The sequence below is a fragment of the Cupriavidus sp. UYPR2.512 genome (assembly GCF_000379565.1).
GTDB lineage: Bacteria > Pseudomonadota > Gammaproteobacteria > Burkholderiales > Burkholderiaceae > Cupriavidus.
In genome coordinates this window covers 353,772-376,999 of the sequence record NZ_KB902853.1, presented here as the reverse complement: position 1 = coordinate 376,999, position 23,228 = coordinate 353,772, and the positions used below count along the sequence as shown (strand labels likewise).

Genomic DNA, 23,228 nt, shown 5'->3' with positions numbered 1-23,228 from the left:
CAAGACAACGACATCAGGCAGGTAACGCTATGAATTTCGATCTCTCCGAAGAACAGGCATCCATCGTCGAGGCCGTGCAGCAGGTCTGCACGCAGTTCGACATGGAATACTGGGACCGCCTGGACAAGTCCGGCACCTATCCGCACGAGTTCTACAAGACGCTGTGCGAAGGCGGCTGGCTGGGCGTGGCGATGCCCGAGGCCTTCGGCGGCGCGGGCCTGGGCATCCTGGAAGCGGCGCTGGTGATGCAGACCATCTCGCAGTCGGGCGCGGGCATGACGGGCGCCTCGGCGGTGCATATGAATGTGTTCGGCCTGAACCCGGTGGTGGTGTTCGGCACCGACGCGCAGAAGGGCCGCTTCCTGCCGCCGCTGATCGCCGGCCAGGAGAAGGCCTGCTTCGGCGTGACCGAGCCCGACGCGGGACTGGACACCACCAAGCTCAAGACGTTTGCGCGCAAGGTGCCGGGTGGCTATTCGGTGAGCGGGCGCAAGATCTGGATCTCGACCGCGCAGGTGGCCGACCGCATGCTGCTGCTGGCGCGCACCACGCCGCTGGAGTCGGTGAAGAAGCCGACCGAAGGGCTGTCGCTGTTCTACACCAGGGTCGACCGCAGCAAGATCGAGATCCGCGAGATCGACAAGATGGGCCGCGCCGCCGTCGATACCAACATGCTGTTTATCGACGACCTGTTCATCCCGGAGGAAGACCGCATCGGCGAAGAGGGCAGGGGCTTCGAATACATCCTGCACGGCCTGAATCCGGAGCGCATCCTGATCGCGGCCGAGGCCATCGGCCTGGGCCGCGCGGCGCTGGCCATTGCCACGCAGTACGCCAAGGAGCGCGTGGTGTTCGGCCGCCCCATCGGCATGAACCAGGGCGTGCAGCATCCGCTGGCGCAGGCCTGGATGCAGCTGGAATCGGCCAACCTGATGATGCTCAAGGCCGCCGCGCGCTATGACGCAGGCCAGTCCTGCGGCGCTGAGGCCAACACGGCGAAGTACCTCGCCGCCGAGGCCGGCCATAACGCCTGCCAGACCGCGATCCTGACGCTGGGCGGCATGGGCTACTCGCGCGAGTACCGCGTGGAGCGGCTGCTGCGCGAGTCCTATATCCCGCGCATCGCGCCGGTCAGCCCGCAGCTCATCCTGTGCTTTATCGCCGAGCGCGTGCTGGGTTTGCCCAAGTCGTACTAAGCGGGAGCGACGATGCAAGCAGAGCAAGCGCAGGCGAGCGCGGCCACCGGGCCGCTGGCCGGCATCCGCGTGATCGACATGACCTCGGTCGCGATGGGGCCGTATGCCACGCAGATCCTCGGCGACATGGGGGCCGAAGTCATCAAGGTCGAGCCACCCGCCGGCGATGTGTTCCGCCACGCCGAGCCGGCGCGGCACGCGGCCATGGGTGCCAGCTTCCTGAACCTGAACCGCAACAAGCAGTTCGTGGTGCTGGACGTGAAGCAGCCCGACGACCTTGCCGCGCTGAAAGCCCTGATCGCCACGGCCGATGTCTTTGTCTCCAACGTACGGCCGCAGTCGCTGCGCAAGCTTGGGCTGGACTATGCGTCGCTGCGCGCGGACCATCCGCGGCTGATCTACTGCGGCGCCTACGGCTATTCGGAAGCAGGGCCCTACGCGGGAGCGCCGGCCTTCGACGACATCATCCAGGCGCGCAGCGGCATGGCGCAGTTCCAGGGTGCGAACTCGAACGAAGGCCCGCAGTACGTCAACACCATCCTTGCCGACAAGGTGGCCGGGCTGACCGTGGCCTACGCGATCCCGATGGCGCTGTACGAGCGCGAGCGTTCCGGCCAGGGCCAGGCCATCGAGGTGCCGATGTTCGAGACGCTGGTGTCCTTCCTGGCCGCAGAGCAGCTGGCCGGGCAGACCTTTATTCCGCCGCTGGGGCCGGCCGGCTACCCGCGCGTGATGTCGCTGCATCGCAAGCCCTACCGCACGCGCGACGGGCATGTCGCGCTGCTGCCGTACACTAGCGCGCAGTGGCTGCGCTTCTTCGATGTGTCCGGCCACGGGCAACTGGCCAGCGATCCGCGCTATGCCACCCCGGCCGCGCGCAGCGCCAATATCGACGCGCTCTACGCCACGCTGGCCGAAATCGTCGCGCAGCGCACCACTGCCGAATGGCTCGACCTGCTGCGCGACGCCGATATCCCGCACAGCGAAGTGCCGCATTTCGACAGCCTGGCGGACGACCCGCACTTGCGCGCCACCGGCATGATGTTCGAATACGATCATCCCAGCGAAGGCCGCCTGCGCGGGGTCGGCATCCCGACGCGCTTCTCGCGCACGCCTGGCAATATCCGCAGCTGGCCGCAGGCGTTGCCCGGGTCAGGCGGCGCGGAGGGCGGCTGACACCCTTTGCCGGCCGACTCCGCCGCGTACAATCCCGGCCAACAGATACTGAAGTCGAGGAAGCCTGCGATGGCAGAAAACGAAGCAGCGGAGAAGTCTGGTTACGCCAGCGTCAAGACGGCGCTGCGCGTGATCGAGATCATGGAGATCTATGCGCGCGAAGGGCGCTCGCTGACGCTGACCGAGCTGGCCAGGCTGCTGGGCGCGCCGATGTCGAGCTGCCTGGGGCTGATCCGCACGCTGGCCTCGCTGGGCTACCTGTACGAGACCGGACGCCGCCAGGGCTACTACCCGACGCGCCGGCTGCTCGATATCGCCCAGCGCATCGCGCGCAACGACCCGCTGCTGGAGCGCGTGCAGCCGGTGCTGGAATCGCTGCGCGACACCACCGGCGAGACCGTGATCTTCGGCAAGCTGCAGGACGATGGACGCGTGCTGTACCTGGAGGCGCGCGAATCCGCCAATCCGGTGCGCTATATCGCCGCGCCGGGCGAGTTGCGCGACGCGCATGTCAATTCGATCGGCCGCGCCATCCTGGGCGCCATGACGGCCAGCGCGCGCGGCGAGCTGCTCTCAGGCCTGTCGTTTGCCGCGCGCACGCCGCGCACCATCGCTTCGGCGCAGCAGCTGGAAGCGATGATGCAGGTCTGGCAGGAACAGGGTTGGTATCCGAATTTCGGTGAGTCGTTCCCGGACCTGGGGGCCATCGCCATGCCGGTAACGATGGGTGGCGTGACCTATGGCCTGTCGGTGGCGGGACCGCTGCATCGGGTCGAGGTCAATGCGCAGGCCATCGTCGCGGCACTGAAGGTTGCCAGCGCTTCGCTGCAGGGATGATGGAGAAGCAGGGAGGGCGTTGCGGCAGTCGGTCTGCCGTGACGCGTTGCGCCGAAGCGCAAAACGAAAAAGCCCGGTGCGTTTGCACCGGGCTTCCGTATCGGTTGGCTCCCCGACCTGGGCTCGAACCAGGGACCTGCGGATTAACAGTCCGTCGCTCTACCGACTGAGCTATCGGGGAACAGCTGAGAAAGAAATTATAGCCAGTTTCTCTTTTCTTCGTCAACACCCTTTCGACATTTTGTTTTTGTCAGAAGGTGTCTGGAAGCTTCCGGCTTGCTGCCTGCCGTACCGCGCGAAGGGCATCTCTGCTGGCTTCGAGCCGTCGTGTTGAACAGCGAGGCCGCATTATAGCTACGGTTTTGGATTTGTGCCAGAAAAAACCGCCTTTGCGGCGGTTTTTTCTGGCAGTGGTCGCTGGGGTTCAGTCGAACACCGGCGAATCCACGCCGAGGATCTTGTGCAGCTTCGGCGAGGTGGTGGTGTATTGCATGTGGATTTTCTTCTCGGGGAAGATATACGGCGCGGCACCGAACGCGGCCAGCGCGGCCTCGTGGAAGCCCGACAGGATCAGCTTCTTCTTGCCGGGGTAGGTGTTGATGTCGCCCACCGCGAAGATGCCCGGGATATTGGTCTCGAACTTCTCGGTGTCCACCTTGATCTGCTTGCGCTCCAGGTCCAGGCCCCACTCGGCGATCGGGCCCAGCTTGGGCGACAGGCCGAAGAACACCAGCAGGTCATCCACCGGCAGGCGGCGGGTCACGCCGTCGGCGCCGGTCACCTTGATCTCGGTGAGCACGCCGTCCTTCTCTTCATAGCCGCCGACCTGGCCGACCAGGAACTGCATTTCCATCTGTTCGCACAGTTCCTTCATCTTGGCGACCGAGGCGGGCGCGGCGCGGAAGCCGTCGCGGCGATGGATCATCACCACCGACTCGGCCTTGCCGACCAGGTCCAGCGTCCAGTCCAGCGCCGAGTCACCGCCGCCGATGATTACCAGATTGCGGCCATGGAAGCGGCTCGGGTCCTTGACGCGGTAGAACAGCTGCTTGCCGTCGAACTTGTCGATGCCCTCGACCTTCAGCGTGCGCGGCTGGAACGAACCCACGCCGGCAGCGATGAAGATGGTCTTGGTGATGAAGCGGGTTCCGAGCGAGGTCTCGACGAAGAAGCGGCCGTCTTCGCGGCGCTCAACCACGGCGACTTCCTGGCCCAGGTGGAAGGTGGGCTCGAACGGCTCGATCTGCTTGAGCAGGTTGTCGGTCAGTTCCTGGCCGGTGCAGATGGGCACGGCCGGGATGTCGTAGATGGGCTTGTCCGGATAGAGCTCCACGCACTGGCCGCCGACCACCTTCAGGGAATCGATGACATGTGCCTTGATTTCGAGCAGGCCCAGTTCAAAGACCTGGAACAGGCCCACCGGGCCGGCACCGACGATCAGCGCATCGATTTCCTGCGGCTGGCCGCCTGCAGGGCTGCCGCCGTCGACCTGCTTGGTCGTGTCGGCGACGGGATTTGGAATGCTCAAGTCCATATTCGTCCTGATACGTTTGCGTGGGCCGCTTGTGCCCGGTATTGCGGAAAGCGCGTGGGGACGGCTTTCTTGTTCTGTCAGCGCTGCAGGTATTGCAGCTTGTCAGTGGCATCCTTCCACTCCTCGGCCTCGGCCAGCGGGGCCTTGGTCTTGGTGATGGAGGGCCAGTTGCGGGCCAGCTCGGCGTTCAGGTCGATGAACTGTTGCTGGTCGCCCGGCACGTCTTCCTCGGCGTAAATGGCATTCACCGGGCATTCGGCCACGCACACGGCGCAGTCGATGCACTCATCCGGGTCGATGGCCAGGAAGTTGGGGCCTTCGCGAAAACAATCGACCGGACACACGTCAACGCAGTCTGTATAGCGGCAACGGATGCAGGATTCGGTGACAACGTGAGTCATTTCGGTTCCAGGAAAACGGGTCGGCTTTTAATGGGAAACTGTGGGGCCGCTTCTTGCCGGCGGACGCGCCGCATCTACTGCATGAGTGCCGCAGTAGCATGGGCTGGACGAGCGCCGGCCGAGGCCTTTCGGAAAGCGATATTGTAGCCGACGCTTCTGGCAAGAATAGCGGGTCTATATAGCCGGATCAGATAGTTTTCTTATTTCTTTATGTGGTTTTGATTTAACGCAGGTCGGCCTGCTGGCATGTCGGCGCGCCAGCGGGCATCATGAAGGCCGCCAGCAGTCACTTGGATTCGTGCCGGGAGACCCATATGCCACGCCAGTCTTGCCTTGCCAGCCATGCCAGCCTGCGGCGCCATGCCGCGATGGGCCGGGCCTTCGCCCCCATTGCTGTGCTGCTGACGGCATTTCTGGCGCCGATCGGATCCGTCGCCGCCCAGACCCTGATCCAGTCGCCGGCCATGGCCGACAGCGTGGTGTCGCGCCTGGTGGCGTGGCGCGCGCACACGGACGCGCCGGTCGCGCTGACGGCGCTGACCGCGTTCGACTGGGACCACTTCAGCGTGACGGATTCGCCCGCGGGCGATGCCATCGCCCATTGCGGCCGGGCCGGCCTGATGCCGTGCGGGCCGCAACTGCAGCCGCAGCCGGGCGACCGGGTGCAGGTGCTGCGCTTCGAGCGCGCCGGGGCGCAGGTCTACACCGAGCGCATCATGGCTGGCGATGGCGCTTTTGCCGAGCCGCTGCCGCAGCGGGTGCCGCGCGCGGCCGCCACGCTGGTGTCGTGCCCCGCGACAGACGGCCGCCTGCTGTGGTGCCTGCAGGGCAAGGAGAAGGGCAGGCAGGCGCCGCGGCAGCCACAGCCCTTCCTCGATGGTGGTTGAGCGGCAAGAGTGGCCCGGGAGCGGCCAGACTTCGGTTAGCATGATGTACTGACCCGGCATCGCCGTCTGGCCCGCTATGATCATCCCGTCTCTGCTCGACACCGACCTGTACAAATTCACGATGATGCAGGTGGTGCTGCATCAGTTCCCGCAGGCGCAAGTGGAATACCGCTTCAAGTGCCGCAACCCGGGCATCGACCTGACGCCCTATATCGATGAGATCCGCGCCGAGGTGGCACACCTGTGCCAGCTGCGCTTCACCGACGACGAGCTTGCCTACCTGCGCGGCCTGCGCTTTATCAAGAGTGATTTCGTCGACTTCCTCGGCCTGTTCCATCTGAACGATAAATATGTCTCGGTGCGGCCGTCCCCGCAGGGCAACGGCGAGATCGAGATCTCGATCATCGGCCCGTGGCTGCATACCATTCTGTTTGAAGTGCCGGTCCTGGCGATCGTCAACGAGGTCTATTTCCGCCGCACCCAGCCCAGGCCTGACCTGGCCGAAGGCCGCCGCCGGCTGGACCACAAGCTGGCCTTGCTGAAGACGCCCGAGCTGGCCGATTGCGTGATCGCCGACTACGGCACGCGCCGGCGCTTTTCGCGCGACTGGCAGGAAGAGGTGCTGCTGACCATGCGGCGCCTGCTGGGGCCGCAGCTGGCCGGCACCAGCAACGTCCACTTTGCCCGCCTGCACAATATGGTGCCGCTGGGCACGATGGCGCATGAATACCTGCAGGCCTGCCAGGCCCTGGGCCCGCGGCTGCGCGATTCGCAGGTGTATGCGCTGGAGCGCTGGGCGCGCGAATACCGCGGCGACCTGGGCATCGCGCTGTCGGATACCTACGGATTCGATGCTTTCCTGCGCGACTTCGACCTGTATTTCTGCAAGCTCTTCGACGGCGTGCGCCATGATTCTGGCGACCCGATGCTGTGGGGCGAGCGCATGGTCGCCCACTATGCCGCCAACCGCGTCGACCCGCGCACCAAGACCCTGATCTTCAGCGACAGCCTCGACATCCCGCGCGTGATCGAGCTGTACGAGCGCTTCCATGGCCGCTGCCGGCTGGCCTTTGGCGTCGGCACCAACCTGACCAACGACCTTGGCTATACCCCGCTGCAGATCGTGATCAAGATGGTGCGCTGCAACGGGCAGCCGGTGGCCAAGCTGTCGGACACGCCGGAAAAGACCATGTGCGACGATCCCGGCTACTTGTCCTACCTGCGCCAGGTGTACTCGGTTCAGCCTGCGGCGTAGCAAAATTCAACACCTTGCGCCCGCCATCGCATGCTTTGCACGCGGGGGGCGCCACTATAATCGGCGCATCGCGCGTTCACCGCGCTTTGCGACCCCCAGCCAGGCCCTATGGAAACCAACGACGCCCGCGACCGCATCTTTGCCCGCATCCGTGCTGCCCAGGGCAGGCCGACCCGGCCGAGCGCGGGCGAACGCGAGGCCGTGGCCGACTACCTGGCGCGCCATCCGCAGGGCCCGCGTCCGGCGGTGGCGGCCGACCTGGCCGAGGCCTTCCTGGCGCAGGCGCAGCGCATGGCCTCGACCGTGGACCGCGTGGCGACGATGGACGAGGTGCCCGCCGCCACCGTGCGCTTCCTCGACAGCCTGAACCTGGTGCACCGTGCCGTGGCGTGGGACGCGCTGGGCCCGCTGCCGTGGCAGCCTGCGGGGCTGGCGGTGGAATGCCGCCCGCCGGTGCGCGAGGTCGAGGCCGACCGCGAGCATGGCGACCTGGTCGGCATCACCGGCTGCTTCTGCGCGATTGCCGAGACCGGCTCGCTGATGCTGCTGTCGGGCCCGGCCACCTTTGCCTCGGCCGCGCTCTTGCCCGAGACCCATGTGGCGGTGGTGCCGCGCTCGCGCATCGTCGCCGGCCTGGAAGACGCCTTTGCGCTGATGCGCAGTGAGCGCGGCGAACTGCCGCGCGCCACCAATATCATCAGCGGGCCTTCTCGCACAGGCGATATCGAGCAGACCATCGTGCTCGGCGCCCATGGCCCGTACCGTGTGCATGTGATCCTGGTCGACGAGGCCTGAACCCGCGGCTTGCGCCGCACGGAATGCGATGCACCGCTGATGCAGCAGGCCCTGCGCAAGAGGTGCATGAATTACACTTGCAGGCTTGCCTGCGTGCCGCGGCTTCGTGCCGGCATGCGTCAATGAATGCTGCATTCCCAAGGAGATCCTGCCTGATGCGACGTGCCTCCGTGCTGTTGCCGCTATCGGCCGTGCTGGCCGCCTTTCCCGCCGCCGGCCATGCCGCGGATCTTGACGGGGCGTCGCTGTCCCCGTCGTGGGGGCTGCCGTTCGCAGGCATCCTGCTGTCGATCGCGGTGTGGCCGCTGGTTGCGCCGAAGTTCTGGCACCACCATTACGGCAAGATCGCCGCGGGCTGGGGGCTGCTGTTCCTGCTGCCGTTCGCGGCAGCGTTCGGCACGCATGCGGCAGCGGCCAGCGCGGTGCACGCGCTGCTGGCGGAGTACATCCCGTTCATCGTTCTGATCGCCTCGCTGTATATCGTGGCCGGCGGCATCTGCGTGCGCGGCAACCTGCACGGCACGCCCGGGCTCAATACCGGCATCCTGGCGCTGGGCACGCTGCTGGCCAGCTTCATGGGCACCACCGGCGCGGCCATGCTGCTGATCCGGCCGCTGCTGCGCGCCAATGACAACCGCCGCCACGTGGCGCACGTGGTGGTGTTCTTTATCTTCCTGGTGGCCAATGCCGGCGGCTCGCTGACGCCGCTGGGCGATCCGCCGCTGTTCCTGGGCTTCCTGAAGGGCGTGGACTTCTTCTGGACCATGCGCAACATCTTTCCGGAGACGCTCTTTGTCTGCGTGGTGCTGCTGGCGCTGTTCTACCTGGTCGACCGCCATTACTACCACAACAAGGAAGAGGAACTGCCGCCGCGCAGCGACCCCACGCCGGACTCGGGCGGCATCGCCATCGAGGGCAAGTTCAACTTTGTGCTACTGCTGGCCGTGATCGGCCTGGTGCTGATGAGCGGGCTGTGGAAGCCGGGCATTTCGTTCGACATCCTGGGCACCGAGGTGCCGCTGCAGGCCGCGGTGCGCGATGCGCTGCTGGTGGTGGTGGCGGTGGTGTCGCTGCTGGTGACGCCGCACGCGGCGCGCGCCGGCAATGAATTCAACTGGGAGCCGATCCTGGAGGTCGGCAAGCTCTTTGCCGGCATCTTCCTGACCATCATCCCGGTCATCGCCATGCTCAAGGCCGGCACCGACGGCGCTTTCTCCGGCGTGATCCACGCGGTCAGCGACAGCAACGGCCAGCCGGTCGACGGCATGTACTTCTGGGCCACCGGCCTGCTGTCCTCGTTCCTGGACAACGCGCCGACCTACCTGGTGTTCTTCAACACCGCCGGTGGCGACGCGGCCACGCTGATGACGCGCGATGCCTCGACGCTGGCCGCGATCTCGGCCGGGGCTGTGTTCATGGGCGCCAATACCTATATCGGCAATGCTCCCAACCTGATGGTCAAGGCCATTGCCGAGAACCGCGGCGTGCGCATGCCGAGCTTCTTCGGCTACATGCTGTACTCGGGCATCTTCCTGATGCCGCTGTTCGTCATCATGACCTTCCTCTTCTTCCACGTGTGATGCCATGAAGCCGTCTGTCCTTGTCACCCGCGCCATCTATCCCGAAGTCATCGCGCGCCTGGCGCAGTATTTCGATGTCGACGACAACCAGCAGGACGCGGTGCTCGACGCCGCCGCGCTGAAGGCGCGCCTGGCGGGCAAGGCCGGCGTGCTGGCCAATGCCGCCGACCGCATCGACGGCGACGTGGTCGCCGGTCTGCCGGCGCTGCGCGCGGTGTGCAATATGGCGGTCGGCTACAACAACCTGGACGTGCCGGCGCTGACGGCTGCCGGCATCGTCGCCACCAATACGCCGGACGTGCTGACCGAGACCACCGCCGACTTCGGCTGGGCCCTGCTGATGGCCACCGCGCGCCGCGTGACCGAGGCCGAGCACTACCTGCGCGCGGGCAAGTGGCAGCGCTGGAGCTACGACATGCTGGTCGGCATGGACCTGTACGGCAGCACGCTGGGCATCCTGGGCATGGGCCGCATCGGCCAGGCGCTGGCGCGCCGCGCGAGCGGGTTTGGCATGAGCGTGCTGTACCACAACCGCAGCCAGCTGCCGGCGGACACCGAGCGCGCGCTCAACGCGCGCTATCTCAGCAAGGAAGACCTGCTGCGCCAGTCTGATCACCTGCTGCTGGTGCTGCCCTATGGCCCGCAGAGCCACCATGCCATCGGCGCGGCCGAGCTGGCGCTGATGAAGCCGACCGCGACGCTGGTGAACCTGGCGCGCGGCGGCATCGTCGACGATGCCGCGCTGGCGCAGGCGCTGCGCGACAAGCGCATCTTCGGCGCCGGCCTGGATGTGTTCGAGGGCGAGCCCAGCGTCCATCCGGACCTGCTGACAGTGCCCAACGTCGTGCTCACGCCGCATATCGCCAGCGCGTCCGAGAAGACCCGCCGTGCGATGGCGATGCTGGCCGCCGATAACCTGATCGCCGCGCTCGACCAGGGCCCGCAGGCCGGCCATCCGCCCACCGTGGTCAACCCCGACGTCATGTCGCGGCGCCGCTAAGCCCGCCATCCACCTGTTTCCTGCTGCATGACCCTGATCCCGTTCCTGACGCTGGCCGTGGCGCTGCTCGCGGTCGTCCTGCTGGTAATCGTATTGCTGCGCCAGCAAACGGCCTCGCCGGGGGCGGACCTGGCCCGGCAACTGGCCGACATGCGCGCGGAAAGCGCGCACGGCATGGAGCGGCTGGAGCGCGAGGTGCGCACCGAAGTCGCCGGGGCCGCGCGCGGCAACCGCGACGAGTCGGCGCAGCAGATGCTGCGCTTCCAGCAGGCACTGTCGTCGCAGCTGACGGGCATCGCCACGCTGCAGAACAACCAGATCGACACCTTCGCGCAGCAACTGGCCAAGCTGACCGAGACCAACACCCAGCAGCTAGAGCAGGTGCGCCAGCACATGATGCTGCAGGGCCAGCAGGCGCGCGACGAGCAGGCCGGCACGCTGCGCCGCTTCGGCGACGGGCTGCAGCAGCAGCTGGCGCAGATGTCCGAAGCCAACGAGCGGCGCCTGGCTGAAGTGCGCGCCACGCTGGAGAAGAAGCTGCAGGACATCGAGGCCAACAACGCCGCCAAGCTGGAGGAAATGCGCCGCACCGTCGACGAGAAGCTGCACGCCACGCTGGAGCAGCGCCTGGGCGAATCCTTCCGGCTGGTGTCGGACCGGCTCGAGCAGGTGCACCGCGGCCTGGGCGAGATGCAGGTGCTGGCGCAGGGCGTGGGCGACCTGAAGAAGGTGCTGACCAATGTGAAGTCGCGCGGCACCTGGGGCGAAGTCCAGCTGGAAATGCTGCTGGAGCAGATGCTGACGCCGGAGCAGTATGGCAAGAACGTCGAGACCGTGCGCAACTCGGGCGCGCGGGTAGAGTTCGCCATCCGGCTGCCGGGCAAGGCGGCAGGTGGCGACAATGCGCCGGTCTGGCTGCCGGTCGACGCCAAGTTTCCCAAGGAACAGTACGAGCGCCTGGTGGACGCCCAGGAGCGGGGCGACCCGGACGGCGTGCTCGCTTTTGGCCGCGAACTGGAAGTGGCCTTGCGGCGCGAGGCCCAGGCCATCGCCGAGAAATACCTGTCGCCGCCCCAGACCACGGATTTCGCCATCCTGTTCCTGCCGACCGAGGGTCTGTACGCCGAGGTGCTGCGGCGCCCGGGCCTGACCGACCTGCTGCAGCGCGACTACCGCGTGACCGTGGCCGGGCCCACCACGCTGACCGCGCTGCTGAACAGCCTGCAGATGGGGTTCCGCACGCTGGCGCTGGAAAAGCGCTCAAGCGAGGTGTGGGAGGTGTTGGGCGCGGTCAAGACCGAGTTCGGCAAGTTCGGCGACGTGCTGGCCAAGACCCGCGACACGCTGGAACGCGCCGCGCGCAATATCGAGCAGGCAGAAGTGCGCACGCGCCAGATGGCGCGCAAGCTGCGCACGGTGCAAGCGCTGCCGGGCGAGGCCGCGCAGCAGGTGCTTGGCCTCAATGCAGCAGAAGCGGCGGACGCGCCGGAGGCCGCCGAAGACAACGGCGGCTGAACGCGAGGCAGGGAAGGGTCGGGGCAAGCCCCCGCAGGGGGCTGCCGGATTGCTGCCGGCCTGGGCGCCGGCGCGCTGCTCAGCGCTCGTCTTCGGGCGCCAGTTCGCGCACGTGGACTTCAATGCCGCCGAAGCGGGCGGCCACCCAGTTGTAGGCCTTGCAGGCCAGCCACAGCAGGCCGAAGCCGATCAGCGCATTCAGGATGATTGCGCTGAAGACCGTGATGGCGGGCAGGTCACCGTAGCGGACGAAGGTGACAAACAGGCCCAGCGACACGATCGGCAGCGAGAAGCACAGGTAGACCAGCACCAGCGCGCGGGCGGTCTTGACGGGGTGGAGGTAGGCGATCTCCTGATTCATGACGGGGGATACTCGAATGGTTCTGAATCGTGCGCCAAGTGTAGCGATTGGCCGATGCCAAGCATAGCCCGCCGTCGGCGGGGGCGGGCGAAAGCCCCGTGCCGGCTGTGCTACGGCCGCAAATGTGCGGCACAAAAACGACACATTGCTACCGGCGTGTGGCAAGCGCTTGCGTGCAGCGCCTGCCGGTCCGGCTAGACCAGTCCGTCGAACAGCATCACCTCGACCGCATCGCCGGCCTTGACCGAGTCTTGTTCGTGGCCGAGCACGATAAAGCAGTTGGCCTCGCTCATCGAGCGCAGCACGCCCGATCCCTGCTGGCCGGTGATACGCACTTCCCACTGGCCGTCACCGGCGCGCGCCAGGATGCCGCGCTGGTACTCGGTGCGGCCGGGCTTCTTGCGGATGGCTTGCGCGCTGCGCACGCGCAGCAGCGGCAGCGGCGGCACGCTGGCGCCCATCAGCCGCTGCAGCGCGGCGCGTACGAAGTGGTAGAAGGTGACCATCACCGCCACCGGGTTGCCCGGCAGCCCGAACAGCAGCGCGTCGCGGCCGTTGGAATTGATCCGGCCGAAGGCCATCGGCCGGCCCGGGCGCATCGCAATCTTCCAGAACGTGACATCGCCCAGGCGCGCCATGATCTGCTTGGTGTAGTCGGCCTCGCCGACCGAGACCCCACCGGAGGTGATGACCGCGTCGGCGGTCTCGCAGGCGGTGCGGAAGGCGGCTTCGAGCGCATCGGGGTCGTCGCGCACCACGCCCATGTCGAGCAGGTCGACGTTCATCCGGCGCAGCATGCCGTGCAGCGTGTAGCGGTTGGAGTCGTAGACGCAGCCGGGATCGAGCGGCTCGCCGATCGAGCGCAGTTCGTCGCCGGTGGAGAAAAACGCCACGCGCAGGCGCCGGCGCACGCGCACCTCGGCCACGCCCAGCGAGGCCAGCAGGCCCAGGTCGGCCGGCTGGAGGATGCGCCCGGCCTGCAGCGCGGCCTGGCCGCGCGCCAGGTCTTCGCCGCGCAGGCGCCGGTTGTCGCCGGTGCGCACGCAGTCGGCGGCAAAGCGGATGCGCGCGCCGTCGTCCACGCCTTCCACGAATTCCTGCGGCACCACGGTGTCGCAGCCGGCCGGCATCACCGCGCCGGTCATGATGCGCACCGCCTGCGCCGCCGTGGGCGCCAGCGCGCCGGCACCGCCGGCGAAGGCGCTGCCGATGACTTCCAGCTCGACCGTGGCCGTCTGCGCGGCAGCCAGCGCGGCGCCCTGGAAGGCATAGCCGTCCATTGCCGAGTTGTCATGCGCCGGCACGTCGATGGGCGAGACGATGTCCTCGGCCAGCACGCGGTCCAGGGCGCTGCGGATCGGCAACTGCTCGACGCCGCGCACCGGCTCGACCACCTCGCCGATGATGCGGTTGGCCTGGTCCACCGGCAGGGCGGCGGGGTCGTAGTCGGAAAGGCAGGAGATGACGGATTGCAGGGTGGGCATGGTGGCTCAGCGCGTTTCGTGCGTGCGCAGTTCGTCCAGGGTGTTGATATTGGCAAAGGCCGCGGCGTCGTCGAACAGCACTTCGGCCAGGCGGTGCGAGGCGGCCCAGGTCTCGATCTTGCGGCCGCCGCCGGAAAGATAAGCCACCAGGCTGTCCAGCGCACTGACCGGCATCAGGCAGAACACAGGTTGGGTCTGGCGCCGCCCGTCCTCGTCCAGCGTGACGGGGATCGCCAGGTCCGCGCCTTCGGCCTCGATCGCCTGCGCCAGGCGTGCCACCAGGTCGGTCGGCAGGAAGGGCGAATCGCAGGGCGCGGTCACCATCCACGGCGTGGCGCATTGCTCCAGGCCGGCCAGCATCCCCGCCAGCGGTCCGGCGAAATCGGGCACGGAGTCGGTGTAGACCGGCACGCCGAAGGACTCATAGGCGGCCAGGTTGCGGTTGGCATTGATCATCAGCCCGCCCACCTGGGGGGTAAGGCGCATCATCGTGTGCATGGCCATCGGCGTGCCGTGCAGCGGCTGCAGGCCCTTGTCGGTGCCGCCCATGCGGCTGCCCCTGCCGCCTGCGAGGATCAGGCCGGTGATGTCGTCGCGTGCAATCATGGATTGTGTGTGCGGCGGGGTCAGCCGCCGATATAGGACATCTCGATCTTGTGCTCGGCACGCTTCGCGCGCACCGTCGGGTCGCTGCGCTGCTCGGAATAATTGTCGGTGCGGCCCTGCCACACCTGCGCAATCGCATTGGAGATTTCCAGGTCGCTGTAGCCGCCGCGCAGCAGCGCGCGCAGGTCGAAGCCCTCGGTGGCGAACAGGCACAGGTAGAGCCGGCCTTCGGTGGACAGCCGGATGCGGCTGCAGTCGCCGCAGAAGGCGTGGGTGACGCTGGAGATCACGCCGATCTCGCCGCTGCCGTCGCGGTAGCGCCAGCGTTCGGCGGTTTCGCCCGAGTAGTTGGCCTGCACCGGTTCGAGCGGGAATTCGGCGTCGATGCGCTTCACCACTTCGGCCGACGGCAGCACTTCGTCCATCTGCCAGTGGTTGCTGGCGCCCACGTCCATGAACTCGATAAAGCGCAGGATGATGCCGCTGTGGCGGAAATGGCGTGCCATCGGCACGATTTCCTGGTCATTGGTGCCGCGCTTGACCACCATATTGACCTTGATCGGCGCCAGCCCCACGGCCTGCGCGGTCTCGATGCCGTGCAGCACGTCGGCGACGGCGAAGTCCACGTCGTTCATGCGGCGGAAGGTGGCGTCGTCGATCGCGTCCAGGCTGACGCTGACGCGCGTCAGGCCCGCGTCGCGCAGCGAGCGCGCCTTGCGCGCCAGCAGCGAGGCGTTGGTGGTGAGCGTCAGGTCCAGCGGCTTGCCCGAGACGGTCTCGATCTTCGCCAGCATCTCCACCAGGTGCTCGATGTTCTTGCGCAGCAGCGGCTCGCCGCCGGTCAGGCGGATCTTCTCGACGCCGTGGGCGACGAACAGGCGCGCGGTGCGCTCGATCTCCTCGAAGCTCAGCAACTCGGAATGCGGCAGGAAGGTGTAGTCCTTGTCGAAGACTTCCTTTGGCATGCAGTAGACGCAGCGGAAGTTGCAGCGGTCCGTCACCGAGATGCGCAGGTCATGCAGCGGCCGGCCGCGGGTGTCGGCCACCAGGCCGGTGGGGGCAGCCAGCTTGCCGGGAATGCTGGGCGTCATCGAACGGTAGCGATGGTCGCGCAGGTCGAAAATCGGAATGACGGATTCGGTCATGGCCTGTGGGTGGGCACGGCGTCCGGGGAGCGGCATGGCGGCGTGGCCAAATCAGGGGTGCTCGAGGGCCGGATGCGTTCTGCTGCCATTCTAGCCGAGGCCGGGGCGGGGCACCCGCATCCCCCGGTGATGGCGGGGATTCATCCGGCCGGCTGCCCATGAAAAAAGGGGACGGCGTGGCCGTCCCCTTCTTGCTTTGGCTGCGGTGCAGCGGCAACGCTTACTGCTGCGATGCCATCTCCACTTCGCGGCCACCGGTTTCCACCAGGATCATCGGACCGTGGGGCAGCGGCGGCAGCGCCTTGCGCTCGCGCTGCACGCGCGGGGCGGGCGCGATGCGGGCGGCGGCTTCCTGGGCCGAACGCAGCTTGTCGCTGTCGGTATGGACCCATTGCAGGCCGGCGGTGGCGAGCATCGGTTCCAGGTTTTCCAGTGCTGCCGGGGCGGCCGGCGCTGCAGCAACGACCGGGGCTGCCGGGGCGGACACCTCGGCCGGTGCGGCTTCGGCCACAGGGGCGGCGACCGGTGCAGCGGCAGGCGCCGGCACGACCGGAGCCGCTTCGACGGCCACGCTCGCGGCGGACTCGACAATCGCTTCGGCGGCAACGGCTTGCGTGACGGCGGCGGCTACCGGGGCAGCTTGCTGGGGCACGGGCTCGGCAACCTGCGTGGTCACCGGGGCTGCCTCGGCGACCGGCGCGGGCGTCACGTCTTCCGGCACGGCGATGCGGATCGCTTCGACGGCCTCGGCTGCGGCGGCCACGGCAGCTTGCGGTGCGGGCTCGGCCGGCACGGCGGCTTCAGCGCTCACCGGGGCGACGCCTTCGGCAGCGGTGGTTTCGTCGTCGCCTTCGCCTTCAGCGTGGGCGCCTTGCGTCGACTCGTCGCGCTCACGGCGATAGCGGTTGCGGCCACGGCGGTTGCGGCGGCGGCGCTCTTCGCCCTCAGCGGTTTCGGCGGCGCTCTCGGCACCTTCCGGCAGCTCGGCGCGGACGGCTTGCGTCTCTTCGGTCACGGCCTGTGGCAGCACGCCCAGTGCCTGGGCGGCGGCGATCGCTTCCGGCTGCGGTGCTTCACCGGCTTCGGCTTCGCGCAGTTCGCTGCGTTCGCGCTGGCGTTCACGCTGGCGCTCGCGGCGTTCCTGGTTGCGGTCGCGGCGGCCTTCCTGGCGGCCCTCGGCGCGCTCGCCCTGAGCGCGCTCGGCTTGCACAGCCTCGCCCTGGCGAGCCAGGGCCGGAGTGGCCTGGCCTTCACCTTGCTGGCGCGGCTGGCGGCCTTGGCGCTCGCCACGGCCCTCGCGTTGCTCGCCGCGCTCGGCACCCTGGCGCTCACCACGTTCCGCGCGCTCGGCACGCTCGCCGCGCTGGCCACGGCCCTGGCGCTCGCCACGCTCACCACGCTCCGTGCGCTCACCACGCTCGGCGCGGTCGCCACGCTCACCACGCTGGCCGCGGCCTTCGCCGCGCTGGCCGCGCTCGCGCCGGCCGTCGGTGCTACGGGCCTCAGTTGCAGCTGCCGGCTTGGCCGGCTCCACCACCGGCGGGGTCGCCGGGCGGCCACCGAACAGGCCCTTCAGCCAGGCGATAAAGCCGCCGCTGACCACCGGCTGGGTAGCCGGCACGGGCGGTGCGACCGGGGCTTCCGGCTTGGGCGCGCGCTCGGGGCGCGGCACCGACACCGGCGCCGGCTGTTCCGGGGTGATGCCCTTGACCGCGGCTTCCTGGCGCGGCTTGGCTTCTTCCTTGCGGCGGCTGCTGTAGCTGGTGTCGGCTTCCAGTTCCTTGGCGGCAGCCTCGGCCATGCGGTAGCTGGCGGTGCTTTCTTCCAGGCGCGGGTCGTCGTGGCGCAGACGCTCCAGCTTGTAGTGCGGCGTTTCCAGGTGCTTGTTGGGGATCAGCAGCACATTGACCTTGAAGCGCAGCTCGATCAGGTTGATTTCCTGGCGCTTCTCGTTCAGCAGGAAGGCGGCGACTTCCACCGGCACCTGGCAGTGGATGGCGGCGGTGTTTTCCTTCATCGCCTCTTCCTGGATGATGCGCAGCACCTGCAGGGCGGACGATTCGGTATCGCGGATATGCCCGGTGCCGTTGCAGCGCGGGCAAGTGATGTGCGAGCCCTCCGACAGCGACGGACGCAGGCGCTGGCGCGACAGCTCCATCAGGCCGAAGCGGCTGATCTTGCCCATCTGCACACGCGCGCGGTCGTGGCGCAGCGCGTCCTTCAGGCGCGTTTCCACGTCCTTCTGGGCCTTGCCTGACTCCATGTCGATGAAGTCGATCACGATCAGGCCGCCCAGGTCACGCAGGCGCAGCTGGCGGGCGATCTCGTCGGCGGCCTCGAGGTTGGTGCGCAGCGCGGTTTCCTCGATGTCGGCGCCCTTGGTGGCGCGGGCCGAGTTCACGTCCACGGAGACCAGCGCCTCGGTGTGGTCGATCACAATGGCGCCGCCCGACGGCAGCATGACCATGCGCGAATAGGCCGACTCGATCTGGTGTTCGATCTGGAAGCGCGAGAACAGGGGCACGTCGTCCCGGTACTTCTTCACGCGGTTCATGTTGTCAGGCATCACCACGCTCATGAAGGCGCGGGCCTGTTCGTAGATCTCGTCGGTATCGATCAGGATCTCGCCGATATCCGGCTGGAAGTAGTCGCGAATGGCGCGGATGACCAGGCTCGATTCCAGGTAGATCAGCAGCGGGGCCTTGTTGTCGCCGGCGGCGCCGTCGATGGCCTTCCACAGTTGCAGCAGGTAGTTCAGGTCCCACTGCAGTTCCTCGGCCGAGCGGCCGATGCCCGCGGTACGGGCGATGATGCTCATGCCTTCCGGCACGGTCAGCTGCGCCATGGTTTCGCGCAGTTCCTGGCGGTCCTCGCCCTCGATGCGGCGCGATACGCCGCCGCCGCGCGGGTTGTTGGGCATCAGCACCAGGTAGCGGCCGGCCAGCGAGATAAAGGTGGTCAGCGCCGCGCCCTTGTTGCCGCGCTCTTCCTTCTCGACCTGGACGATCAGTTCCTGGCCTTCATGCAGGGCGTCCTGGATGCGCGCGTTGCGCACGTCGATGCCTTCCTTGAAGAAGGCGCGGGCCACTTCCTTGAACGGCAGGAAGCCGTGGCGCTCTTCGCCGTAATTGACGAAGCAGGCCTCGAGCGACGGCTCGATGCGGGTGACGACGCCCTTGTAGATGTTGCCCTTGCGCTGTTCGCGCCCGGCAGTCTCGATGTCGATATCGATCAGTTTCTGACCGTCGACGATGGCGACGCGCAATTCCTCCTGTTGCGTCGCGTTGAACAGCATGCGTTTCATCGCAATACCTCACTCCAGTGTCGCGGGTGGCACCGTCTGGGCGGTGTCCGCGGCGATCCATGGAGCACGCGAGGGAGCGAGCGAGGCGCGAGAATTGCCGGAAAGCGCCGCTGCGCGGGATAGGCGAGCGGCTGGGCGCGGGTGAAAGAGAGCGATGACGTCGGGGTAACGTCCGCGGGGCAGGAGAGAACACCGGAGGCTGCTCTTGCGCAGACATCCGGCGCGTTCCCGTGCCGGAGGCGATGCTGGACGCCGGCGCAACCGGCGCCGGCGGCATCGCGGCCGGCCGCGGAAGGCCTAGACGCGTCAAAGAGCAAATTTTTCGGACACGGCATGGTTGCCGTTGCTGCCTGACTACTCCTGGCGGGCGCACCTACTACTTCTTGGAATTCTGCGACCGGGCGCCGGTATTTCCAGTCAGGCGGCAGGCTAACCTGCCGGCCGGCACCGTTTCCCGGTGCGGGCAGGACTTCTCTCACCGAAGCGGATGCCGGCAGTGGCATCCGCCTTTAAATTCTGTTTTACCTGAACACTCAGTTCCCACGTCACCGCCTGCCTCGCCGAAGCCTCCTTTGGGCGACTTCCTGCATGCCGGCGGCACCGTGCGTGCTGCTTTTTACTGCCATTTGCCCGTCTGGCGCTTGGCGGAACGCAAAGTTGCGGGAGACGGGCGGGGTTGGCGGCAACCCCAAGTGTAGAATGCGAAAAATCCAAGAAAACTCGAAGATCCATCGCTTACACAGGTCTTGCGCTGCCGGCCACAAGCCGGGACAGCGAGGAAATTATATTGAAAATGAATGAGTTACGCCATCAAATTGAAAAGGCTGCCGAAGCTGCGCCGGTCAGCCCACAGGTGGCGTATGTCACGATTGACGAAGGTTCGGAAGGTCAGCGCATTGACAACTTCCTGCTGAAGGTGGCCAAGGGTGTGCCCAAGAGCCATATCTACCGGGTGCTGCGTTCGGGGGAAGTTCGCGTCAATAAGGGTCGGATCGACGCCACTTATCGCCTGCAGTCGGGTGATGTGGTGCGCATTCCACCAATGCGGGTGGCGAGTTCGGCGCAATCGGCCAATGCCCAGCATGTGCCGGCGGGCGAATTCCCGGTGCTGTTTGAGGACGCCCAGTTGCTGGTGATCAACAAGCCGGCCGGCGTGGCCGTGCACGGCGGCTCGGGCGTGGCCTTCGGCGTGATCGAGCAATTGCGCCGGTCCCGGCCCGAGGCCAAGTTCCTTGAACTGGTGCACCGGCTCGATCGCGAGACCTCCGGCATCCTGGTGCTGGCCAAGAAGCGCTCGGCGCTGGTCCACCTGCATGAGCAGATTCGCGGCAGCGCGATGGACAAGCGCTATTTCGCCTGCGTGGCCGGCGAATTCCCGAACGCGCGCCAGCATGTGAAGCTGCCTCTATATAAGTACAGCACGCCGGACGGCGAGCGCCGGGTGCGGGTGCAGGCCGACGGGCTGGCCTCGCACACCGTGTTCAACCGGGTCGAGGCCTTCCAGGGGTTCACCCTGCTGGAGGCCGAGCTGAAGACCGGACGTACCCACCAGATCCGCGTCCACCTGGCCCACTCGGGTTTCCCGATCGTCGGTGACGAAAAATATGGCGATTACTCGCTGAACAAGGCGCTGGCGCGCTCCGGCGCCGAGCCGGGCCTCAAGCGCATGTTCCTGCACGCCCACCGGCTGGTGTTTATCCACCCGGCTACGGGCGAGCCGCTGGCGGTGGAAGCGCCGCTGCCCGACGAATGCGTCGGATTCCTGCAACAATTGCGTGAACTGCATGCCCCGGAGTAGGGTAGTGCATCAAACGCCACAAGGACTGCCATGGCCAGGCAACAATTTGACCTGATCGTTTTTGACTGGGACGGGACGCTGATGGACTCGACCCCGACCATTGCCAAGTGCATCCAGCTTGCCAGCCGCGACCTGGGCCTGCCGGTGCCGGATGACAGCGCCGCCAGCCACGTGATCGGGCTGGGCCTGAAGGATGCGCTGTCTTACGCGGTGCCGACGCTGGACCCCGCCGACTACCCGCGCCTGGCTGAACGCTACCGCTACCACTTCCTCGCTCGCGACGCCGACCTGGTACTGTTCGACGGCGTGCGCGAAATGCTGGAGACCTTGCGCGGCGAACACTATTTTCTTGGCGTGGCCACCGGCAAGACCCGCGTCGGCCTGCAGCGCGCGCTGGCCGCGAGCGGCCTGACCCGCATGTTCGACGCCACGCGCTGTGCCGACGAGACCTTCTCCAAACCGCACCCGGCCATGCTGCACGAACTGACCCGCGAGCTGGGGCAGGACGTGGAGCGCACGGTGATGGTCGGCGACACCACCCATGACCTGCAGATGGCGGCCAATGCCGGCGCCAAGGGGATTGGCGTGTGCTATGGCGCACATCCCGCAGATTCGCTGCGCGCGATGGCGCCGGTGCATTGCGCGACCTCCATCCCCGACCTGACTGACTGGCTGCTGGCCCATGCCTGAGGCAGCGGCCGGCCAGGCGCCGGTGCGGCTGTGCGCCGCCGCGGACCTGGAGGAGGGCGGCCTGGGCGTGCGCTTCTCGGTGGCGCTGGACCAGCGTGAGATCGGCGCCTTCGTGGTGCGTTTCGACGGCGCCGCACACGGCTACCTGAACCAGTGTGCCCATGTGCCGATGGAGCTGGACTGGCAGGAAGGCCGGTTCTTCGATGCCTCAGGCCTATACTTGATGTGCGCCACACATGGCGCGGTCTATGCGCCGGACAGCGGCGAGTGCGTCGGCGGTCCCTGCCGCGGGGCATCGCTGGCCAAGCTGCGCATCGAGGAGCGCGACGGCCACGTCTACTGGCTGCCGGAAGCGCCATACCGGATCGCTGCGCGCATGGACGGTGCCTGAATGACGAGCAGGGCCGGCGGTCAGGCCGGCCGTTGTATTTCCAGGCCTGGGTTGCCAGGCGTTTCCACGAGCGATTTGCATGACAGAACAACAGAAGCCGCCATCGGGTGAATCGGGTCAGCCGGACGAGCACAAGCCAGCCGGCGAGGGTGCGCCGGGCGAAGGGGCGCCCCAGGCGGAATCCGAGCGCCTGGTCACCGCACCGCGCGCCGACTACCCGCTGGAAGACGAATTGCGCGCCGGCGACGACGCGGCAAGGCGTGAAGCGCGCGAGCGCGAGGCGCGCATGGCCGGTGCCACCGCGGGGCTCCCGGTTGGCGGTGGCGCAGGCTGGGAGCGCGATCTGCTGGAAAAGGTGCTGACCGCATCGCTGCGCGAGCAGCGCGCGGCACGGCGCTGGCGCATCTTCTTCCGCTTTGTCGGGTTGGCGTTGCTGGCGCTGGCCCTGGTCGCGCTGTTCGACTTCAAGGGCGATGGCGCCATCAGCACCTCGGGCCGCCATACGGCCATGGTCACGCTAGAGGGCGAGATCGCCGCGGGCACCCCGGCCAGCGCGGAATCGATCAATGCCTCGCTGCAGGCGGCGTTCGCTGACAGCCATGCCGCCGGCGTGATCCTGAAGATCAACTCGCCGGGCGGCTCGCCGGTGCAGGCGGGCATCATCAACGATGAGATCCAGCGGCTGCGCACGCTTCATCCGTCCAAGCCGTTCTATGTGGTGGTGGAAGAGATCTGCGCCTCGGGCGGCTATTACGTGGCCGCGGCGGCCGACAAGATCTATGTCGACAAGGCCAGCATCGTGGGTTCGATCGGCGTGCTGATGGACGGGTTTGGGTTTACCGGGCTGATGGACAAGCTGGGCGTGGAGCGCCGGCTGTACACCTCGGGCGCCAACAAGGGCATGCTGGACCCGTTCTCGCCGCAGGTGCCGAAGCAGAAGGCCTTTGCCGAGGCCATGCTCAAGCAGATCCACCAGCAGTTCATCGACGTGGTCAAGGAAGGACGCGGTGACCGGCTCAAGGATGATCCGGAGTTGTTTTCCGGCCTGTTCTGGTCGGGCGAGCGCGCCGTGGAGCTGGGCCTGGCCGACGGGCTGGGCAGCACCGACTATGTCGCGCGCGATGTGCTCAAGGCCGCGGACATCGTCGACTACACCGTCAAGGAGAACATTGCCGAGCGCGTGGCCAAGCGCTTTGGCGCGGCGGTGGGCTCAGCGGCGATGAAGACCATGCTGTGGAGCAACCGCATGCAGGGCATGCACTGAGCCTGGATG

At 67.2% G+C, this 23,228-nt stretch carries 20 protein-coding genes and 1 tRNA gene; 13 read left to right on the top strand and 8 right to left on the bottom strand.

Annotated features, from left to right (window positions below; all coding sequences use genetic code 11):
• The first annotated feature begins 29 nt into the window (after nt 1-29).
• The 3 genes from A3A5_RS0104495 (at nt 30) to A3A5_RS0104485 (ending at nt 3,209) form a co-directional block, all read left to right on the top strand.
• Nucleotides 30-1,196 carry an acyl-CoA dehydrogenase family protein gene (locus tag A3A5_RS0104495; protein WP_018309431.1) on the top strand — a complete coding sequence of 389 codons (1,167 nt, stop codon included), beginning with the start codon at nt 30-32 and terminating at the stop codon, nt 1,194-1,196.
• A gap of 12 nt (nt 1,197-1,208) precedes the next feature.
• Nucleotides 1,209-2,372 (top strand): CaiB/BaiF CoA-transferase family protein, encoded by a 1,164-nt coding sequence (locus A3A5_RS0104490; protein ID WP_018309430.1) that lies wholly within the window; start codon nt 1,209-1,211, stop codon nt 2,370-2,372.
• Nucleotides 2,373-2,441: 69 nt separating this feature from the next.
• The gene (locus A3A5_RS0104485) at nt 2,442-3,209 is read left to right on the top strand and encodes an IclR family transcriptional regulator (protein WP_018309429.1); all 768 of its coding nucleotides are present in this window, start codon (nt 2,442-2,444) and stop codon (nt 3,207-3,209) included.
• 105 nt (nt 3,210-3,314) lie between these two features.
• Here the strand turns inward: A3A5_RS0104485 and A3A5_RS0104480 are convergent.
• The 3 genes from A3A5_RS0104480 to fdxA form a co-directional block, all read right to left on the bottom strand.
• Nucleotides 3,315-3,390, bottom strand: a tRNA-Asn gene (locus tag A3A5_RS0104480).
• A 243-nt stretch (nt 3,391-3,633) separates the two neighbouring features.
• Nucleotides 3,634-4,743 carry an NAD(P)/FAD-dependent oxidoreductase gene (locus A3A5_RS0104475; protein ID WP_010814655.1) on the bottom strand — a complete coding sequence of 370 codons (1,110 nt, stop codon included), beginning with the start codon at nt 4,741-4,743 and terminating at the stop codon, nt 3,634-3,636.
• Nucleotides 4,744-4,820: 77 nt separating this feature from the next.
• Entirely contained in the window at nt 4,821-5,144 is a 324-nt protein-coding gene (gene fdxA / locus A3A5_RS0104470; RefSeq protein WP_010814656.1) for a ferredoxin FdxA, read from the bottom strand.
• A gap of 314 nt (nt 5,145-5,458) precedes the next feature.
• On the opposite strand from fdxA, the gene A3A5_RS0104465 reads away from it, so the two are divergent.
• The 6 genes from A3A5_RS0104465 (at nt 5,459) to rmuC (ending at nt 12,176) form a co-directional block, all read left to right on the top strand.
• The gene (locus A3A5_RS0104465; RefSeq protein WP_018309428.1) at nt 5,459-6,031 is read left to right on the top strand and encodes a hypothetical protein; all 573 of its coding nucleotides are present in this window, start codon (nt 5,459-5,461) and stop codon (nt 6,029-6,031) included.
• Nucleotides 6,032-6,107: 76 nt separating this feature from the next.
• Nucleotides 6,108-7,286, top strand: coding sequence for a nicotinate phosphoribosyltransferase (gene pncB, locus A3A5_RS0104460; protein ID WP_018309427.1), 1,179 nt, complete (start codon nt 6,108-6,110; stop codon nt 7,284-7,286).
• Between the two features lie 108 nt (nt 7,287-7,394).
• Nucleotides 7,395-8,081, top strand: a complete 687-nt coding sequence (locus A3A5_RS0104455; RefSeq protein WP_018309426.1) for a lactate utilization protein C — start codon at nt 7,395-7,397, stop codon at nt 8,079-8,081.
• A gap of 155 nt (nt 8,082-8,236) precedes the next feature.
• A complete protein-coding gene (locus A3A5_RS0104450; RefSeq protein ID WP_018309425.1) occupies nt 8,237-9,661 on the top strand; it encodes a sodium:proton antiporter in 1,425 nt (474 codons plus the stop codon).
• A gap of 4 nt (nt 9,662-9,665) precedes the next feature.
• Complete coding sequence (locus A3A5_RS0104445) at nt 9,666-10,661, top strand: D-glycerate dehydrogenase (protein ID WP_018309424.1); 996 nt, start codon at nt 9,666-9,668, stop codon at nt 10,659-10,661.
• A gap of 27 nt (nt 10,662-10,688) precedes the next feature.
• Entirely contained in the window at nt 10,689-12,176 is a 1,488-nt protein-coding gene (rmuC, locus tag A3A5_RS0104440; RefSeq protein WP_018309423.1) for a DNA recombination protein RmuC, read from the top strand.
• A 79-nt stretch (nt 12,177-12,255) separates the two neighbouring features.
• On the opposite strand, the gene A3A5_RS0104435 is transcribed toward rmuC, so the two are convergent.
• The 5 genes from A3A5_RS0104435 to A3A5_RS0104415 all read right to left on the bottom strand — a co-directional run bounded on the left by A3A5_RS0104435 (nt 12,256) and on the right by A3A5_RS0104415 (nt 19,076).
• Nucleotides 12,256-12,537 carry a hypothetical protein gene (locus tag A3A5_RS0104435; protein ID WP_010814663.1) on the bottom strand — a complete coding sequence of 94 codons (282 nt, stop codon included), beginning with the start codon at nt 12,535-12,537 and terminating at the stop codon, nt 12,256-12,258.
• A 194-nt stretch (nt 12,538-12,731) separates the two neighbouring features.
• Entirely contained in the window at nt 12,732-14,021 is a 1,290-nt protein-coding gene (gene glp / locus A3A5_RS0104430; RefSeq protein WP_018309422.1) for a gephyrin-like molybdotransferase Glp, read from the bottom strand.
• A 6-nt stretch (nt 14,022-14,027) separates the two neighbouring features.
• Nucleotides 14,028-14,627: a molybdenum cofactor guanylyltransferase MobA gene (gene mobA, locus A3A5_RS0104425; RefSeq protein ID WP_018309421.1), complete on the bottom strand. Its 600-nt coding sequence runs from the start codon at nt 14,625-14,627 to the stop codon at nt 14,028-14,030.
• 20 nt (nt 14,628-14,647) lie between these two features.
• Nucleotides 14,648-15,772: a GTP 3',8-cyclase MoaA gene (gene moaA, locus A3A5_RS0104420; protein ID WP_018309420.1), complete on the bottom strand. Its 1,125-nt coding sequence runs from the start codon at nt 15,770-15,772 to the stop codon at nt 14,648-14,650.
• Nucleotides 15,773-15,992: 220 nt separating this feature from the next.
• Nucleotides 15,993-19,076 (bottom strand): Rne/Rng family ribonuclease, encoded by a 3,084-nt coding sequence (locus tag A3A5_RS0104415; protein WP_026200446.1) that lies wholly within the window; start codon nt 19,074-19,076, stop codon nt 15,993-15,995.
• A 793-nt stretch (nt 19,077-19,869) separates the two neighbouring features.
• Between A3A5_RS0104415 and A3A5_RS0104410 the strand changes: the two genes are divergently transcribed.
• The 4 genes from A3A5_RS0104410 (at nt 19,870) to A3A5_RS0104395 (ending at nt 23,219) form a co-directional block, all read left to right on the top strand.
• Nucleotides 19,870-20,874, top strand: coding sequence for an RluA family pseudouridine synthase (locus A3A5_RS0104410; RefSeq protein ID WP_018309418.1), 1,005 nt, complete (start codon nt 19,870-19,872; stop codon nt 20,872-20,874).
• 30 nt (nt 20,875-20,904) lie between these two features.
• On the top strand, nt 20,905-21,564 hold the full coding sequence (locus A3A5_RS0104405; protein ID WP_018309417.1) for an HAD-IA family hydrolase: 660 nt from the start codon (nt 20,905-20,907) through the stop codon (nt 21,562-21,564).
• Nucleotides 21,557-21,955: a Rieske 2Fe-2S domain-containing protein gene (locus tag A3A5_RS0104400; protein ID WP_018309416.1), complete on the top strand. Its 399-nt coding sequence runs from the start codon at nt 21,557-21,559 to the stop codon at nt 21,953-21,955. Before A3A5_RS0104405 ends, A3A5_RS0104400 begins: the two co-directional genes overlap by 8 nt.
• Nucleotides 21,956-22,034: 79 nt before the next feature.
• Entirely contained in the window at nt 22,035-23,219 is a 1,185-nt protein-coding gene (locus A3A5_RS0104395) for a S49 family peptidase (RefSeq protein ID WP_018309415.1), read from the top strand.
• Nucleotides 23,220-23,228 lie beyond the last annotated feature (9 nt).

Coding starts and splice junctions, on each gene's coding strand:
- fdxA (WP_010814656.1), bottom strand. CDS start 5,144: ATGACTCACGTTGTCACCGAATCCTGCATCCGTTGCCGCTATACAGAC.
- A3A5_RS0104450 (WP_018309425.1), top strand. CDS start 8,237: ATGCGACGTGCCTCCGTGCTGTTGCCGCTATCGGCCGTGCTGGCCGCC.
- A3A5_RS0104455 (WP_018309426.1), top strand. CDS start 7,395: ATGGAAACCAACGACGCCCGCGACCGCATCTTTGCCCGCATCCGTGCT.
- A3A5_RS0104400 (WP_018309416.1), top strand. CDS start 21,557: ATGCCTGAGGCAGCGGCCGGCCAGGCGCCGGTGCGGCTGTGCGCCGCC.
- moaA (WP_018309420.1), bottom strand. CDS start 15,772: ATGACCGAATCCGTCATTCCGATTTTCGACCTGCGCGACCATCGCTAC.
- A3A5_RS0104435 (WP_010814663.1), bottom strand. CDS start 12,537: ATGAATCAGGAGATCGCCTACCTCCACCCCGTCAAGACCGCCCGCGCG.
- A3A5_RS0104485 (WP_018309429.1), top strand. CDS start 2,442: ATGGCAGAAAACGAAGCAGCGGAGAAGTCTGGTTACGCCAGCGTCAAG.
- pncB (WP_018309427.1), top strand. CDS start 6,108: ATGATCATCCCGTCTCTGCTCGACACCGACCTGTACAAATTCACGATG.
- A3A5_RS0104405 (WP_018309417.1), top strand. CDS start 20,905: ATGGCCAGGCAACAATTTGACCTGATCGTTTTTGACTGGGACGGGACG.
- A3A5_RS0104415 (WP_026200446.1), bottom strand. CDS start 19,076: ATGAAACGCATGCTGTTCAACGCGACGCAACAGGAGGAATTGCGCGTC.
- rmuC (WP_018309423.1), top strand. CDS start 10,689: ATGACCCTGATCCCGTTCCTGACGCTGGCCGTGGCGCTGCTCGCGGTC.
- A3A5_RS0104475 (WP_010814655.1), bottom strand. CDS start 4,743: ATGGACTTGAGCATTCCAAATCCCGTCGCCGACACGACCAAGCAGGTC.
- A3A5_RS0104410 (WP_018309418.1), top strand. CDS start 19,870: ATGAATGAGTTACGCCATCAAATTGAAAAGGCTGCCGAAGCTGCGCCG.
- A3A5_RS0104395 (WP_018309415.1), top strand. CDS start 22,035: ATGACAGAACAACAGAAGCCGCCATCGGGTGAATCGGGTCAGCCGGAC.
- A3A5_RS0104490 (WP_018309430.1), top strand. CDS start 1,209: ATGCAAGCAGAGCAAGCGCAGGCGAGCGCGGCCACCGGGCCGCTGGCC.
- A3A5_RS0104465 (WP_018309428.1), top strand. CDS start 5,459: ATGCCACGCCAGTCTTGCCTTGCCAGCCATGCCAGCCTGCGGCGCCAT.
- glp (WP_018309422.1), bottom strand. CDS start 14,021: ATGCCCACCCTGCAATCCGTCATCTCCTGCCTTTCCGACTACGACCCC.
- A3A5_RS0104445 (WP_018309424.1), top strand. CDS start 9,666: ATGAAGCCGTCTGTCCTTGTCACCCGCGCCATCTATCCCGAAGTCATC.
- A3A5_RS0104495 (WP_018309431.1), top strand. CDS start 30: ATGAATTTCGATCTCTCCGAAGAACAGGCATCCATCGTCGAGGCCGTG.
- mobA (WP_018309421.1), bottom strand. CDS start 14,627: ATGATTGCACGCGACGACATCACCGGCCTGATCCTCGCAGGCGGCAGG.